General features: G+C 71.5%; 14 protein-coding genes. 12 read left to right on the forward strand and 2 right to left on the reverse strand.

What is annotated here, in order from left to right:
• Positions 1 to 37: 37 nt before the first annotated feature.
• The 5 genes from LK06_RS31210 to LK06_RS31230 all read left to right on the forward strand — a co-directional run bounded on the left by LK06_RS31210 (position 38) and on the right by LK06_RS31230 (position 5,582).
• A complete protein-coding gene (locus LK06_RS31210; protein WP_039655522.1) occupies positions 38 to 751 on the forward strand; it encodes a nucleotidyltransferase family protein in 714 nt (237 codons plus the stop codon).
• A gap of 7 nt (positions 752 to 758) precedes the next feature.
• The gene (locus LK06_RS31215) at positions 759 to 1,664 is read left to right on the forward strand and encodes an NAD-dependent epimerase/dehydratase family protein (RefSeq protein ID WP_039655521.1); all 906 of its coding nucleotides are present in this window, start codon (positions 759 to 761) and stop codon (positions 1,662 to 1,664) included.
• Positions 1,661 to 2,323, forward strand: a complete 663-nt coding sequence (locus LK06_RS31220; protein ID WP_039655562.1) for a spherulation-specific family 4 protein — start codon at positions 1,661 to 1,663, stop codon at positions 2,321 to 2,323. The genes LK06_RS31215 and LK06_RS31220 overlap by 4 nt, the downstream gene beginning before the upstream one ends.
• 425 nt (positions 2,324 to 2,748) lie before the next feature.
• On the forward strand, positions 2,749 to 4,602 hold the full coding sequence (locus LK06_RS31225; protein WP_039655520.1) for a M1 family aminopeptidase: 1,854 nt from the start codon (positions 2,749 to 2,751) through the stop codon (positions 4,600 to 4,602).
• Between the two features lie 158 nt (positions 4,603 to 4,760).
• The gene (locus tag LK06_RS31230) at positions 4,761 to 5,582 is read left to right on the forward strand and encodes a lysozyme (protein WP_039655561.1); all 822 of its coding nucleotides are present in this window, start codon (positions 4,761 to 4,763) and stop codon (positions 5,580 to 5,582) included.
• 186 nt (positions 5,583 to 5,768) lie between these two features.
• Here LK06_RS31230 and LK06_RS31235 read toward each other — a convergent pair whose 3' ends face one another.
• Positions 5,769 to 6,941, reverse strand: coding sequence for an AI-2E family transporter (locus LK06_RS31235; RefSeq protein ID WP_039655519.1), 1,173 nt, complete (start codon positions 6,939 to 6,941; stop codon positions 5,769 to 5,771).
• Between the two features lie 234 nt (positions 6,942 to 7,175).
• Positions 7,176 to 7,607 carry a DUF2267 domain-containing protein gene (locus tag LK06_RS31240; protein ID WP_039655518.1) on the reverse strand — a complete coding sequence of 144 codons (432 nt, stop codon included), beginning with the start codon at positions 7,605 to 7,607 and terminating at the stop codon, positions 7,176 to 7,178.
• A gap of 259 nt (positions 7,608 to 7,866) precedes the next feature.
• Here LK06_RS31240 and LK06_RS31245 point away from each other — a divergent pair, with 259 nt between their 5' ends.
• The 7 genes from LK06_RS31245 (at position 7,867) to hypD (ending at position 15,710) form a co-directional block, all read left to right on the forward strand.
• Positions 7,867 to 8,394, forward strand: coding sequence for a ubiquitin family protein (locus LK06_RS31245; protein WP_039655517.1), 528 nt, complete (start codon positions 7,867 to 7,869; stop codon positions 8,392 to 8,394).
• 383 nt (positions 8,395 to 8,777) lie between these two features.
• Positions 8,778 to 10,493 carry an enoyl-CoA hydratase-related protein gene (locus LK06_RS31250; protein WP_039655516.1) on the forward strand — a complete coding sequence of 572 codons (1,716 nt, stop codon included), beginning with the start codon at positions 8,778 to 8,780 and terminating at the stop codon, positions 10,491 to 10,493.
• Complete coding sequence (locus LK06_RS31255) at positions 10,490 to 11,071, forward strand: hydrogenase maturation protease (RefSeq protein WP_043435419.1); 582 nt, start codon at positions 10,490 to 10,492, stop codon at positions 11,069 to 11,071. Before LK06_RS31250 ends, LK06_RS31255 begins: the two co-directional genes overlap by 4 nt.
• 60 nt (positions 11,072 to 11,131) lie before the next feature.
• Complete coding sequence (gene hypB / locus LK06_RS31260) at positions 11,132 to 11,857, forward strand: hydrogenase nickel incorporation protein HypB (protein WP_039655514.1); 726 nt, start codon at positions 11,132 to 11,134, stop codon at positions 11,855 to 11,857.
• A complete protein-coding gene (gene hypF, locus LK06_RS31265; protein WP_043435425.1) occupies positions 11,854 to 14,274 on the forward strand; it encodes a carbamoyltransferase HypF in 2,421 nt (806 codons plus the stop codon). Before hypB ends, hypF begins: the two co-directional genes overlap by 4 nt.
• Positions 14,275 to 14,277: 3 nt before the next feature.
• Complete coding sequence (locus tag LK06_RS31270; protein WP_039655512.1) at positions 14,278 to 14,568, forward strand: HypC/HybG/HupF family hydrogenase formation chaperone; 291 nt, start codon at positions 14,278 to 14,280, stop codon at positions 14,566 to 14,568.
• Positions 14,565 to 15,710 carry a hydrogenase formation protein HypD gene (gene hypD, locus LK06_RS31275; protein ID WP_039655511.1) on the forward strand — a complete coding sequence of 382 codons (1,146 nt, stop codon included), beginning with the start codon at positions 14,565 to 14,567 and terminating at the stop codon, positions 15,708 to 15,710. Before LK06_RS31270 ends, hypD begins: the two co-directional genes overlap by 4 nt.
• Positions 15,711 to 15,772 lie beyond the last annotated feature (62 nt).

Below are 15,772 nucleotides of genomic sequence, written 5' to 3' on the forward strand. Positions count from 1 at the left end.
CTCGGGCACGTCCCCCACTGAACGAAGGAGGAGCCTCATGCACGCAGTGATTCTGGCGGGAGGCAAGGGCGTCCGGCTGCGGCCCTACACCACCGCACTGCCCAAGCCGCTGGTCCCCATCGGTGATCAGCACGCCATCCTGGAGATCGTGCTGCGCCAGCTGTCGGCGGCCGGCTTCACCGGCTGCACCATTGCGATCGGCCACCTCGGCGGGATCATCCGCGCCTACGTCGGCGACGGCTCGCAATGGGGCATGAACGTCGACTACGCCACCGAGGAGAGCCCGCTCGGCACCATGGGGCCACTGCTCAACCTGCGCGACCGGCTACCGGAGTCGTTCCTCGTCATGAACGGCGACGTCCTCACCGACCTCGACTACGCCGACGTCCTGTGCCGGCACCAGGACTCGGGGGCGCCGCTGACCATCGCCACGTACGCCCGCAAGGTGCACATCGACTTCGGAGTTCTCACCACCGACGCCAGCAAGGTCGTCGCGTTCACCGAGAAGCCGAGTATGGACTACCGGGTCTCCATGGGGGTCTACGGCCTCAGCCGCGAGGCCCTGGACGCCTACACACCGGGGCTGCCGCTGGGCTTCGACGAACTCGTCCTCGACCTGCTGCGTTCCCACACCCCGCCGCACGCCTACGAATTCGAGGGCTACTGGCTGGACATCGGTCGACCCGACGACTACGACCGGGCCAACGCCGAGTTCACCACCCGCAAGTCCCTGCTGCTCAAGGGAGCCTGAGTACCGCATGCGCATTCTTGTCCTGGGCGGCACCGGATACCTGGGCCGCCATGTGACCGAGGATCTGCGCGCCCTGCCGGGCGCGCAGATCCTCGCCGCCGGCCGCTCCCTCGCCGCGGGGTTCCGCGTCGACCTGGCCACTGACCGGCCGGAGGCACTCACGAAGACCCTCACGGCGGCTGCGCCCGACGTCGTGGTCAACTGCGCGGGTGCCACCGGTGGCAACCCCGTGACCCTGGCCGAGGTCAACGCCAGAGGCCCCGCCGTGCTGTGCGCCGCGCTGCGCGAGGCAGCGCCCACCGCACGCCTGGTGCACCTCGGCTCTGCTGCCGAGTACGGGCCCGGCACCCCGGACGTACCGGTCGCCGAGGCGGCACCGGCCTGTCCGGTCACGCCCTACGGCGCGACCAAGCTCGCGGGCACGGTCGCGGTGACCTCCGCCGCCCTGGACGCCGTGGTGCTCCGGGTCGGCAACCCGGTCGGTCCCGGCGCCCCCGCCGCGAACCTGCCCGGCCGGATGGCCTCCCTGCTCCGTTCGGCCGGTCCGGAGCCCGACGCGGTGCTGCAACTGGGGGACCTGTCCGCGTACCGTGACTTCGTCGACGTACGCGACCTCGCCCGCGCGGTCGCCCTCACGGTGACGGCCCCGGGACACCTGCCGTCCGTACTCAACATCAGTGGCGGAACGGCCGTCGCCGTACGGGAGCTGGTGCACGGCCTGGCCCGCCGAGCCGGATTCCGGGGGAGGCTTCAGGAGTCCACGGGCGGCTCGGCCCGCTCTGCCCGGGTGTCGTGGCAGTGCTCCGACATCACTGCCGCCGAGCGCGCCCTGGGCTGGCGGCCCGAGCACGACCTGGACGACGCTCTCGACGCGCTGTGGGCGGTCACGGCACGGAGCGGGCGCCTGCCGTGAGCTTGCTGGTACCGCTGTACGTGCACCCGGCCGAGGATCCCGGAGCCTGGCACCGGCTGATCACGGCGGCGGCCCGCACCTACGCGGTCGTCCTCAACCCGGCGAACGGCCCCGGCGTCGCTCCTGACCCCGCGTTCGCGGCGGCCGCCCGGGCGCTGCGCGCCGCCGGTGCCCGCCTACTCGGCTACGCCGACACCGACTACGGCGTCCGGGACCGGGCCGAGGTCGCTGAGGACGTGCGCCGCCATCAGGCCTGGTACGCGGTTGACGGCTGCTTCCTCGACCGGGTCTGCGCCACCCCGGAAGGCTTGTCCGCCTGCCGCCGCCTGGTCCGGGACCTGCGGCGGCTCGGGGCGGGCTCGGTCGTCCTCAACCCCGGAGTCCACCCGGCGCCGGGTTACGCCCGCCTGGCTGACCTCACGGTCACCTTCGAGGGGCACTGGTCCACGTACGTCTCGGCGTTCACCCGGCCGGCCTGGACCGACCGCCTTCCGCCGGAGCGGTTCTGCCATCTGGTGTACGGCGTCCCCGAGGCCCTCGTCCCGCTCGCCGTGCGCACCACGCGCGAGCGGGGCGCGGCGGTGTGCGGTCCGGTCACGGGTGAGATGCCGAACCCCTGGGCGAAGCTGACCCCGGCACTGGCCGTGACGGGGGGATGACCGGGGTCAGCTGGGCCGCACGGGGTGGGCACCGTCGGCACGGCCGACGGTGCCCCGACTGTCGCGGTCAGTGAAGGAAGAGCGACGGCGTCGATCTGGGCCGTCCGGCGTCCGGCCGAACGCGTGGCCGCGGCGCGCCGGCCGATCGGCCCGTGTGCTGGCCGCCGGGCCGCGCAGCCGCGCCACGGTGGCGGCATGGCCCGGACCGTCCCGGCGAGCGCAGCAACCCGCTTCCGCCCCACTTCTGGCATGGACCAGTCAAATCTGTCACCCTTTCGGCAGTCGCGTCCCCGAACCCGCGAGGACACGACACGCTCCCCAGCACGCCGATCGCGCAAGCCCCGTCCACGGCCCCTCCGGCGCACCGAGCCGGCCAGGTGGCCATCGAGCAGGCCGGAATCCCGGCCGCCGCAAAGGAGTAGCGTGTGAGATCGACCCCCCACAAATCCCTCGGCGCCGCTGCGGTCACCGTCGCCGCACTGGCTGCCCTCGTGCTCCCCGGCACACCCGCCGCCGCCCAGCCGTCCACGACCTCCGCCTCCTGCAGTCCGGCCCAGGTCGTCGCCAACGGTGGCTTCGAGAGCGGAACATCACCCTGGGCCGCTTCCACCGGAGTGATCACCAACAGTTCCAGCCAGAGCGCTCACAGCGGCAGCTCCTACGCCTGGTTGGACGGATACGGAAGTGCCCACACCGACACCCTCACCCAGAGCGTGACGATCCCGGCCGGGTGCAGCGCCGCCAGCCTGACCTTTTGGCTGCACATCGACACCGCCGAGACGACGTCGTCCACCGCGTACGACAGACTCACCGCCAAGATCGGCGACACGACGCTGGCCACCTACTCGAACCTGGACGCGCACACCGGCTACGTGCAGGAGTCGTTCGACGTATCGTCGTTCGCCGGTCAGACGGTGGACCTGTCCTTCACCGGCGAGGAGGACTACAGCCTTCAGACGAGCTTCGTCCTGGACGACATCGCCCTCACGACGTCCGGCGGTAGCACTCCTCCGCCCGCCGACTCCACCCGCACCCCGGCAACGCCCTCGTACACCATCAGTCTCAGCAGTGACACCAGCGGCACCGTCTGGACCGGGCACGAGAGCGTGACCTTCACCAATGCTTCCGCCACCGCCCTCAGCGAGGTCTACCTGCGGCTGTGGGACAACTACCACGGCACCTGCAACAGCATGCCGATCAAGGTGAGCGGGGTCAGTGGCGGCACTGCAGGTGCCCTGTCCGTGGCCTGCACCGCCCTCAAGGTCGACCTGCCGGCACCGCTGGGGCAGGGCCAAAGCACCACGATCGGCTTCGACCTCAGCATCAGCGTGCCCAGCGGCGCCGACCGCTTCGGCCACGACGGAGCGTTCAGCTTCATCGGCAACGCACTGCCCGTCCTCGCGATTCGTGACGGTGCGGGCTGGCACCTGGATCCGTACACCAACAACGGCGAGTCGTTCTACTCGCTGGCCGCCGACTACAAGGTGACCCTCGACCACCCCAGCACCCTGCTGGTACCAGCCACCGGCACCTCCACCGACACTCCCGGCTCCAGCGGTCGTACGGTCACCACGGCCACCGCCACCAAGGTCCGTGACTTCGCCTGGGCCGCCGGGCCCTTCACCAAGATATCCGGCACCTCGTCCGCCGGGGTCGCCGTGAACGTGTACGCGGTGTCGGGCATCAGCTCCTCCAGCGCCCAGTCGATGCTCAGCACCGCCGAACGGGCCGTGGACGCCCACGCCGCACGCTTCGGCGCCTACCCCTACGGCGAACTGGACGCCGTCATCGACAACAACTACTGGTTCGGCGGCATGGAATACCCCGGTTTCGTCCTCGACCTGGTCAGCACCACCGCGCTCACCCACGAGATCGGCCACCAGTGGTGGTACGGCATCGTCGGCGACGACGAGTACCACAGCCCCTGGCTGGACGAGGCGTTCACCGACTACGCCACCGACCTTGCCCTCGGCAAGACCGGCGCGAACTGCTGGAACAACGTCTCCTGGGGCTCCAGCGCCGAGAAGATCACCAATTCGATGGCCTACTGGGACGCGCATCCCTCCCGGTACTCCACCGTCGTCTACGGCTACGGCAAGTGCGCGCTGCACGACCTGCGGCGCGTACTTGGCGATACAGCCATGGCCAAGCTGCTGAAGGACTACGCGGCAGCCCACTGGTACGGCGTCTCGACCACGGCCGAGTTCAAGGCCGCGGCCCAGGCCGCCACCAGCACCGACCTCACCTCCTTCTGGAACCTGCACCGCATCGAGGGCTGACCCTCGGTGGCCGGCCGCGGGGGAGGCGCGTGCGGTGCCGCCCGCGGCCGGACAGGTCACCCGTATGGGTCAAACACAGCCCGAGACGGCGGCGTTGGGCGGTACCCGGAGTGCGGTACCGCCCGACTACGGGTCAGATGGATTCCGTGCGATGTTCCATATCCCTCCACCGCAGCCGCTCACGCCTGGCCGTCACGGGCGTCCTGACCGGCCTCCTTCTCTTCCTGTCCGCTTCGGCGGCCCTGCCAGCGGCGGCCCCCGACGTGCCTGTGCGGGGCAGCGCCCACATGGGCATGGGCGTTCTCGCCCACGACGAGGGCGGCGGTGCCGCTCCACGTGCCGCCATCAGGGGGACACATACCGAAGGCGTGGACGTCTCCAGCTACCAGGGCGACGTCGACTGGACGACTCTCTGGGGCAGCAGTACGAAATGGGCGTACGCGAAGGCCACCGAGGGGACGTACTACACCAACCCCTACTTCGCGCAGCAGTACAACGGCTCGTACGGCGTCGGCATGATCCGTGGGTCGTACCACTTCGCGACCCCGGACACGACCGGCGGCGCGACGCAGGCAGACTGGTTCGTGGACCACGGCGGCGGCTGGTCCAAGGACGCCAAGACACTGCCCGGTGTCCTCGACATCGAATGGAACCCCTACGGCGACGCCTGCTTCGGCAAGTCCAAGAGCGCGATGGTCAGCTGGATCAGCGACTTCCTCGGCCGCTACAAGTCCCGCACCGGCCGGGACGCGGTCATCTACACGGCCACCAGCTGGTGGACCCAGTGCACGGGGAATTACGCCGGCTTCGGCCGCACCAACCCGCTGTGGATCGCCCGTTATGCCTCGACGGTGGGCCCACTGCCGTCGGGGTGGGCGGCGTACACGATGTGGCAGTACACCTCCAGCGGCAAGACCGTCGGCGACCACGACCATTTCAACGGCTCCGTGGACCAGCTGCGGGACTTCGCCGTCGGCTGACCCGGCGGCCGGGTGCCCTCAGGGGGCTTCGCCCGGGAGTACCCCGGGCCCTGCCGAGCCGGACGCGCGGCTCGGTCGGCCGCCCCGATGGCCGACGCTGGCTGACCGCCTCCGTCTTCCTCGCCTTCGGCAGGAAGTCGCTCGCGATGCAGATCCGGATGCCGGGTGCCGGCGTTCGCTGAACCGTCACGGGGGCAGCGCGCGTAGCGCGCGCAACACCGCCCAGATGACCGAGACGAAGGGGACGGCCACCACGGCGCCGATCACGCCCGCGACGATGCTGCCACCGATGACGGACACGGCGACGACGAGCGGGTGCAGTTGTACCGCCCAGCTCAGCACGAGTGGATGCAGTACGTGTCCTTCCAGCTGGCCGATCACCACGATGAGCGCAAGCACGGCCGCGGCGGTGAGCGGTCCGCGGCCGGCGAGCGCGACGACCGTGGCTACCGCGAGAGCGACCGGTGAGCCCACCAGCGGCACGAACGCGGCGAAGAACTCCAGCAGCGCCAGCGGTAGTGCGAGCGGAACCCGCAGCAACAGCAGAGCGACGCCGACCAGCACGGCGTTGGTCGCGGCCACGATGATGATGCCGCGTACGTACCCGGCGAAGGTGCGCCAGGCTGCCCGCCCCGCCCGTTCCCAGGCAGGGCGCGCGCCGCTCGGCAGCAGCTGGTCCCGCATCCAGCTCCACAACTGCTCGCCGGAATGGATGAAGAAGACCGAGGCGAAGAGCGCCAGTGCGCCGCCAGTGATCAATTCGACCACCCGGCCCAGCTCGCTGAGGGCGCTGCTGAGCAGAGTCGACTGGTGTGCGGATACGTAGTTCGTCACCTGACGCTGGAGATCGGAGAGCTTGCCCGGACTGAGCCGGAAGGGAGGCCGTTGCAGCCATTCCTCGATGCGGTGCACGCCACCGCGGAGTTCACTCAACAGCCGTGCCCACTCGCCGGCTACCGCATTGCCCACCAGCGCGAGCAGGGCCAGTAGGAGCAGCAGACTCCCCACGATCGCCACGGCAACGCTCAGCGGTCTCGGCAGCACCCGGTTGAGTAGATCGGCCAGGGGGCGCAGCACGGACGTGACGACCAGGGCGAGGAACAGGGCCACGGCGATGAGCTGGAAGCTGCCGAGGATGCTGAAGACGCCGTAGACGACGATCCCGACGAGGATGAGCCGCCAGGCGTAGGCCGCGGCGATCCGCAGCCACAGCACGGTCCGTTCGGCCGTCGATGCTTCCGGCTCGGGGCGCGAGGCGGGCGGCAGCCGCACGGAGTACCCCGGGCGGCTGCCCAGTACCGTACCCTCCGCCCCACGCCTTCCTCCGGGGCCGGCCGTCCGCCGACGCGCATCGCCCACGACTGCTCCCGCCTCGTTGCCGCCACCCGTCGCTGACGGAGGGTCACACCTAGAGAACCGTAAGTGCAGGGCGGGGAGGAGGAGCCGGCGCAACGCGCCCGCGCCCGGGTTCCACCGGACGGAGGTGTTGGTCGTGCGGACCGCGACCGCCGCCGGTCCGGGGACCGAGACCGTCGTGTGACAAGAACGGTCGGTGACCGGCGGAGCACGGCCGAGTGCCCGTACCGCCAGGTTTCAACGGGGCCCTGCGGTGTTCTCAGTCGTGCGACCCACCGGCAGCAACTCGCGAATGTCGGCCGGAAGGGCGCCTGCCATCCGTTCGGTCAGCTCCGGGGCCAGTGCCGCGTCCAGCACCTCCAGTACGGCGGCGGCCTCCCGCAGGGCCGTGTCCTCGCGGGTGCCGGCCCGGTCGGCGATGCGTCCGGCGAAGACGGTCAGCCCGAACCGTTCACCGATCGCACCGGAGCCGGTCCCCGAGCTGTCGGCTGTCTCCCGCATGGCCGCCGCCAGGCCGGGCGGCAGTTGGGCGGCCACATGCCGGGCCAAGCCGGACGGGAGGCGTTCTGACAGCGTGCTCAGGACCGCGTGCGTGGCTCGCTCGGCGGTACCCCGGTCGGGTAGCTGGGCGAGCGCTTGAACCTTTCCGATCATCTCGTCGTGCCGCATGGGTCCGCTCCCTTCGTCAGAGAGTCCGCTCGACTCGATCCCTCGGTCGCCGCAGGCGAACCAGCCACGACCGAGTACCCCGCATGCCCGGTCCTGCCGCCTTGGTCTCATGCGCTGGCACGCGGTACTGCCGGGCGGCGAGCGACCCCGGCGTGGGCTAGGACACATATGACCTGGTTCGCACCCCGGCCTGCTGGGCCTGGTGCGGGGCTACCGTTGCGTCGAGCCCTGATTCCCTCGCACCTCGGACGGTCCGGCCGTGCTCACTGATCTGTCCCCCCTCATAGCCGCGACGTCACGCTGGCTGACGGTCGCGTATCCGCCGTGCGACGGTGCGCTCGCCGCAGCCCTGTGCGAAACGCAGGTCCTGCAGGCCGTCACCGTTGCCGCTTGGCTGCGGTACCCGACCGAGGCCGATGCCGCCCTCGTCACCATGACGGGCCCCGGGGGCGCGGCGGGCCTCGACCTCATCACCGGGGCCGGTCCGGTCGACGGTGGCTCGGGTGAGGAGCAGGGCTGGCGCACCTGGGTGGACGAAGTGGTGGCCAGTTGGGCGGCCGGCCTGCTCACCGATCCCGAGCTGGCCGGACGAGCGGTCGGCGCCCTGGTGGACGGCGAACACACCGTCGGCATCCCGGTCGATTTCCGGCGTCTGACCGCCCCCGACGACGGTGACTTGCGGGCTGCCGCTCTGCTGCGCCACCCCGACCTCCTTGCGCCCGTGGCCGAAATTCATCTCGATCTGCTCCTCGACCGGCTCGGGCCGGGCCGTCACCTCGCCGCCTGACGGACCGCGCTGCCGCCGGGGTCGCCGCTCCCTTCGGGGGCCATGGAGGCGACCTGGAGTCGACCCGGAGCCGCCGCTGATCAAGCCGTCTTCTGGCGCACGGTCTCGGCGACGCCGGCCCGCAGGCAACGCCGCCGCGCCGGTGGCTGACCAGAGGGGCGCCTGTCACGCGGCCCCGGTCGCGGCCCGGCGCGGGTACGCCGCCAGGCCCGGCGTCCGTACGGCGGTGGCGCGTCGACCGCTGGGAAGGCAGTGCAAGGCAGTGCTCGGGCGGCCGAGGGCTGGTGAAGCGCCTCCGGATGGCGGAAGGAGCCCGATCGGCGCTCACGAAACGCCGCCGTGGTTCTTCGCCGCGACCTCATGAGGGGCGAACATCCCTCTTTGTGGATATTCTGCTCGTCGCCAGTGCGTTCAACAGTCTCTCCCAGCGCCTGTACGCCGAACTCTCCGACCTCGGGCACCGCGTGGACGTCGTACTCGCCTCATACGGCGCTGACCCGGTCCGGGCCGCGGTCCATGAGATCCGGCCGGAGCTGATCATCGCACCGCTGCTCAAGACGGCCCTCCCGGAGGACGTGTGGCGGAACCACACTTGTCTGATCGTGCATCCCGGGCCGCCCGGCGACCGTGGCCCGTCCTCGCTGGACTGGGCCATTGCCGAGCAGGCACCGCGCTGGGGGGTAACGGTTCTCCAGGCCGAGGCGGCGATGGACGCGGGCCCGATCTGGGCCGCCGACTCCTTCCCGGTGCCGCCCGTCGGTAAGAGCGACCTCTACCGCAACGAGGCCTCTGACGCCGCCGTGGCCGCCGTCCGCACCGCCGTACGGCGGTTTGCCGAAGGCTCCCACAAACCGCTCACGCAGACCGACGAATCGATCAGCGTCGTCTGGCGGGACGCATTCCGCCAGGAGCGGCGGCGCATCGACTGGGAGCACGACGACACCGCGACAGTCCTGCGCAGACTACGCGGTGCCGACTCGCAACCAGGCGTCCTGGACGAACTCCTCGGCCACGAGGTGTTCCTGCACGGTGGACACCCCGAGGACCGGCTGCGCGGCCGTCCGGGCGAACTGCTGGCACAGCGCGCAGGCGCCGTCTGCCGGGCCACCCGGGACGGCGCGGTCTGGATCCCGGAACTGCGTCCCCGCAAGAACTCCGGCGACCCCGCACCCTTCCGGCGCCCGGCCGCCTCCGTCGTCGACGCTCTCACGGGCGGTAGCACACCGCGACTGCCCGAAGCGACCGTCCCCCTCGCACTGCCCGCCGACCGCCGTACCTGGACCGACATCCGCTACCGGCAACACGGCGACGTCGGCTTCTTGACCTTCTCCTTCCCCGGCGGCGCGATGAGCACCGACCAGTGCCGTCGCCTACTCGCCGCTTACCAGCAGGCGCTCACCGTGCCCACCCGCGTCCTGGTGCTCGGCGGAACACGCGACTTCTTCTCCAACGGCATCCATCTGAACGTCATCGAGGCCGCCCCCGACCCCGCCGTGGAGTCGTGGCGCAACCTCAACGCCATGGATGACCTGGTCGAGGCCGTGCTGCGCACCACAGACCGGCTGGTGGTGGCCGCACTCGGCGGCAACGCGGCGGCGGGCGGAACCATGCTCGCCCTCGCCGCCGACCGGGTGTGGTGCCGCACCGGCAGCGTGCTCAACCCGCACTACCGGCGCATGGGCCTGTACGGTTCGGAGTTCTGGACGTACACCCTGCCCCGTCGCGTGGGACAGGAATCCGCCCACCGGCTGATCACCGAGGCCCTGCCCGTCAGTGCCGCGTCCGCCCGACGGCTCGGGCTCGTGGACCGGGTCCTCCCGGTTCCGCCCGCCCGATTCGCCGCAGAGACCGAGCGACTGGCAGCCGGACTCGCCAACGCACCGGACCTGGACCGACACATCGCCGACAAGACCGCCGCCCTTGCCTCGGACGAGGGGGAACGCCTCCTCACCGATCACCGGCAGGCCGAACTGGCCCGCATGCACGCCATCTTCTTCGACCCGCAGGCCCCCTATCACGCACTGCGCTCGGCCTTCGTCCGCAAGACCCCAGCCGGCTCACCCCGCCCCCTCGCCACGCCCGCCGGAGACCTACGGTGACGCCCCGGCTGCTCGTGGCCGGCGTCGGCAACATCTTCCTCGCGGACGACGCCTTCGGCCCCGAGGTGATCCGCGCTCTCGGCCGGCGCCCGCTGCCTCCCGGGGCTCGGGTGCACGACTACGGAATCCGGGGCATGGACCTCGCCTACGACCTGCTGGACGGCTATGCCACTGCCGTCCTGGTCGATACCGCCGCGCGCGGCCACCGCCCCGGCAGCCTCACCCTGATCGAGGCTGACCCCCCTGACGGCACCGTCCCACCCGAAGCCCACGGCATGGACCCAGCGAAAGTGCTGGCCCTGGCCGCGCACCTGGGCGACGAACCGCTGCCCAGGGTCCTCGTCCTGGCCTGTGAGCCGGAACTGCTCCCGGCTGGGGACGAGGATCTCCTCCCCGGGCTCAGCACACCGGTGCAGAAGGCGGTTGACCGGGCCGTGGACGCGCTGCACACCCTGGTCCCCGTCCTGCTCGCCGACCCGGATGTCCCGCCGCCCGCGTTGGGCCGCCCGATGGAATCCGGGGCCCTACGCCCGGCTGCGCTGCCCGGCACGGGGGAGGGGACAGCCGAAGATCAGTGAGACCACCGGGCCGCACGGCTGCGGCCCGGGCCCCGCAGCCGAACCCGAGGAGCAGCGCGCATGTGTCGGTCAGACGTCAAGCAGGCCGTCCTGGCGAAGAACGACGACCTGGCCGCGGACCTGCGCGGCGACCTCGCCCGGCAGGGCGTGACCATGGTCAACCTGTTGTCCAGCCCCGGCAGCGGCAAGACCGAGCTCCTCGGCCGGGTCCTCGCCCGGGCGGTGGAACGGCACGTGCCGGTGGCCGCGCTCACCGCGGACCTCGCTACCGAGAACGACGCCGTCCGGCTGGCCCGCTCCGGCGCGCCCGTCCAACAATTGCTCACCGACGGACTGTGCCATCTGGAGGCCCGTCAGGTGCGGGCCCGGCTGGCGGGCTGGCTGCCGCCGGAGACGGCCGTGCTCTTCGTGGAGAACGTCGGCAACCTCGTCTGCCCCGCCTCCTACGACCTGGGGGAGACGCTGCGGATCGTGCTGATGGCGGTCACCGAGGGCGAGGACAAACCGCTGAAGTACCCGACCGCCTTCGGTTCCGCGCACCTGGTCGTCGTCACCAAGACCGACCTCGCCGAAGCGGCCGGCTTCGACGAGGACACCTTCCGCGCCAACGTGCACCGGGTCAATCCGGGCGTGGAGATCGTACAGTCGTGTGCCCGTACCGGAGCAGGCGTCGGCGCTCTCCTGGACCACGCCCTGGCCGCCCGCGACACGGCCCCGCCGCACCGTCCGCCGCTCGCCCCGCACCCGCACGGCCACCAGCCCACCGCGCCCGCACCCCTCGCATGACCGCCCCCGCCACCGGTCTGCTACGCCGCAGGCTCACCGTGCGCGGAACCGTACAGGGGGTGGGCTTTCGCCCCTATGTGCACCGCCTGGCCGTGGGTCTCTCCCTGACCGGATTCGTCGGCAACACCGGCGACGGCGTGTTCATCGAGGTCGAGGGCCCCGCAGACAGGGTGGAGCGCTTCTGCGGCCTGCTGGCCGACCGGCCCCCGCCCCTGGCCACGGTGGCCGGCATCGCCACCGAGGACCTGCCCGCCACCGGCGGCACCGCACCGTTCGCCATCCGCTCCACCGAGCGTGCCACCGGGCGAACCCAGCTTCCGCCCGACACCGCGACCTGCAGCGACTGCCTGCGGGAACTGTCCGACCCGGACGACCGGCGCCATCGGCACCCGTTCCTCAACTGCACCCACTGCGGCCCCCGTTTCACCATTGCGACCGCCATGCCGTACGACCGCGTGGCCACCACCATGGCCGACTTCCCGATGTGCCCGGCCTGCGCCCGGGAGTACGGTGACCCTGCCGACCGCCGCTTCCACGCCCAGCCCGTCGCATGCCCCGGCTGTGGCCCCCGGCTCCGGCTGATCCCCGCCGACGGCCACGGGGTCCGCCCAACTCGAGACGCCGACGCGCTGGCTGCAGCCCGGGCCCTGCTCGCGGCAGGACGGATCGTCGCCGTGAAGGGCATCGGTGGCTACCACCTGGCCTGTGACGCCACCAACGCACGAGTCGTGGCCACTCTGCGCGACCGCAAGGAGCGGGGCGGCAAGGCGTTCGCGGTGATGTGCGCCGACCTCGCCACGGCCGAGCGGATCGCCCCGATCTCCGACGCCGAACGGGCCGCCCTCACCAGTGCCCGCCGTCCCGTCGTCCTGCTGCGCCGCCGCATCCCGGAAACCGGTCCCCGGCTGGCCGACCAGGTCTGCCCGGGCAGCCCGTACGTCGGAGTCATGCTCCCCTACACCCCTGTCCACAGCCTGTTGTTCGGCCTACCCGGCGACCCTCCCGGCCCCCGGATGCTGGTCATGACCAGCGGCAACCGCTCCGGCGAACCCATCGTCACCGACGATGCGGAGGCACTGACGCGGCTGGCCGGTCTGGCCGACGCCTGGCTCGCTCACGACCGGCCCATCGCCTCTCCCTGCGACGACTCCTTGCTGCGGGTGCGCCCCGACGGCACCGAACAGGTCCTGCGCCGCTCCCGCGGCTACGTTCCGCGGCCCCTGAGCCTCCCCCTGCCGGTCGCGCCCACACTCGCGGTGGGCGGTGACCTGAAGAACGTGCCGTGCCTCGGTGACGGCGAGCAGGCCTGGTTCGGACCGCACATCGGCGACATGGGGGACCTGGCCACCCTGGAGGCCGCCGAGCGGGCCGAACGGCAGCTCACCCGGCTCACCGGTGTCGTCCCGGCCCGAATCGCCGCCGACCGGCACCCCGGCTACCACTCGACCGCCTGGGCCCGCCGGCGGGCACTGCGACTGCCGGGCGACCCGGTCAGCCTGGTTCAGCACCACCACGCCCACATCGCCTCGGCGATGGCCGAGCACGGCCTCGACGGCACCACGCCCGTGATCGGCGTCGCGTTCGACGGCACCGGCTACGGCGACGACGGCACGGTGTGGGGCGGCGAGATCCTGCTCGCCGACTACACCGGCTACCACCGCCTCGCCCGCCTGACCCCCGCCCCGCTGCCCGGCGGAGACGCCGGAGTCGCCAACCCGTGCCGACTGGCGCTGGCCCGGCTGTGGGCTGCGGGGCTGCCTTGGGAGCGGGACCTGCCCAGCGTCATGGCCTGCACCGAGGCCGAACGCACCCTGCTCCGGCACCAGCTGGACCGCGGGCTCGCCTGCGTTCCGACATCAAGCATGGGACGCCTCTTCGACGCGGTGTCGTCCCTCGTGGGCGTCTGCCACCGCGTGGGCTACGAGGCACAGGCCGCCATGGAGCTGGAGGCGGCGGCATGGGAGGCCAGGGACGAGGACACCACGGCCTACTCCTTCGGGCTCTCGGCCGGTCCGGCGCAACAAGGGGCCGGCGGCGGAGCGTCGCGCGCCCGGCCTCCCGGCCGCGCGAGCCGGGCGGGCGGTTGGGAGATCAACCCGGCGCCCGTGCTGCGCGCACTGCTCACCGACCGACGCAGCGGCATCCCCGCACCGGTGCTGGCGGCCCGGTTCCACCGGGGCGTCGCGCGGGCCGTGGCGGAGATCTGCCAACGGGCCCGTGCGAGTACGGGCCTGACCACGGTGGTCCTCACCGGGGGAGTCTTCGCCAACGCCCTGCTGGAGGAGCAGTGCACGGCCCTGCTGGCAGGGGAGGGCTTCACCGTCCTGCGGCACGGCGAAGTACCCCCGAACGACGGCGGACTCGCGCTCGGCCAGCTGATGGTCGCGGGAACAGCAACCAACCACGAGACGGAGTGACCCATGTGTCTGGCAGTGCCCGGCAAGGTCGTGTCCATCGACCACAGCGCCGATCCCCTGACCGGGCTGATCGACTTCGGCGGAGTACGGAAGCAGGCGTGTCTGGAGTACCTGCCCGACGTGCGGATCGGGGAGTACGTGATCGTCCACGTCGGCTTCGCCCTGCAGCGCCTGGACGAGGAGTCGGCCCGGGCGTCCCTACAGCTCTTCGAGCAGCTGGGCCTGCTGGAAGAGGAGTTCGGGGATGCGTGGGAACAGGCAGCGCGGCAGGAGAGCGGGAGCGAGGCACGGTGAAGTACATCGACGAGTTCAACGACCCCGGCCTGGCCCGCCGGCTGCTGGATGAGATCCGCGCCACGGTTACCCGGCCCTGGGCGCTGATGGAGGTCTGCGGAGGTCAGACCCACTCCATCATTCGCCACGGCATCGACCAGCTCCTCCCGCAGGAGGTGGAGTTGATCCACGGCCCCGGCTGCCCCGTGTGCGTAACACCCCTCGACGTCATCGACCAGGCACTGGAGATCGCCTCCCGACCCGACGTGATCTTCTGCTCGTTCGGCGACATGCTCCGGGTGCCCGGCAGCGACCGGGACCTGTTCCGGGTCAAGGGCGAAGGCGGAGACGTTCGTGTGGTGTACTCACCGCTCGACGCGCTCGACCTCGCCCGCAGGAACCCGGACCGCCAGGTAGTCTTCTTCGCCATCGGCTTCGAGACAACCGCACCCGCCAATGCCATGGCCGTCCACCAGGCCCGCCGCCTGGGCCTGGAGAACTTCAGCTTGCTGGTCTCCCACGTACGAGTCCCCCCGGCGATCGAGGCCATCATGACGGCCCCGAGCTGTCGGGTGCAGGGCTTTCTGGCCGCCGGGCACGTGTGCAGCGTGATGGGCACCGCCGAGTACCCCGATCTGGCCGAGAAGCACCGCGTGCCCCTCGTCGTCACCGGCTTCGAACCGCTGGACATCCTCGAAGGCATCCGCCGCGCCGTCCACCAGCTCGAACGCGGCGAGCACCGGGTGGAGAACGCCTACCCCCGGGCGGTGCAGGAGCAGGGTAACCCGGCGGCGCTCCGGATGATCGAGGAGGTCTTCGAGGTCGCTGACCGCAACTGGCGTGGCATCGGCCCTATCCCGGCCAGCGGCTGGCGCCTGAGCGACGCCTTCCGCGCCTACGACGCCGAGCACCGCTTCGGCGTCACCGGCATCCGCACCGAGGAACCCGCCGCGTGCCGGGCCGGTGAGGTCCTGCAAGGGCTGATCAAACCGACCGAGTGCGAGGCGTTCGGTACTGCCTGCACCCCGCGCAACCCGCTCGGCGCCACCATGGTCTCCAGCGAGGGCGCCTGCGCGGCCTACTACCTGTACCGCCGGATGACCGACGGCCCGGCACCACAAGGATCCCGCATCCCGCAGGAGGAGATGAACCCCGTTGGCTGACCTCGTCACCGAAACCCACCGAACCCCTCGAACCCCCCAAGTCCCCGAGGACGCCGGCGCCG

This window comes from Streptomyces pluripotens (assembly GCF_000802245.2).
Classification (GTDB): domain Bacteria; phylum Actinomycetota; class Actinomycetes; order Streptomycetales; family Streptomycetaceae; genus Streptomyces; species Streptomyces pluripotens.

What these genes read in the sequence shown, in the direction of transcription:
- hypF (WP_043435425.1), top strand. Translation starts at nt 11,854, where the DNA reads ATGACCGCCCCCGCCACCGGTCTGCTACGCCGCAGGCTCACCGTGCGC.
- LK06_RS31270 (WP_039655512.1), top strand. Translation starts at nt 14,278, where the DNA reads ATGTGTCTGGCAGTGCCCGGCAAGGTCGTGTCCATCGACCACAGCGCC.
- hypB (WP_039655514.1), top strand. Translation starts at nt 11,132, where the DNA reads ATGTGTCGGTCAGACGTCAAGCAGGCCGTCCTGGCGAAGAACGACGAC.
- LK06_RS31240 (WP_039655518.1), bottom strand. Translation starts at nt 7,607, where the DNA reads ATGCGGCACGACGAGATGATCGGAAAGGTTCAAGCGCTCGCCCAGCTA.
- LK06_RS31210 (WP_039655522.1), top strand. Translation starts at nt 38, where the DNA reads ATGCACGCAGTGATTCTGGCGGGAGGCAAGGGCGTCCGGCTGCGGCCC.
- LK06_RS31215 (WP_039655521.1), top strand. Translation starts at nt 759, where the DNA reads ATGCGCATTCTTGTCCTGGGCGGCACCGGATACCTGGGCCGCCATGTG.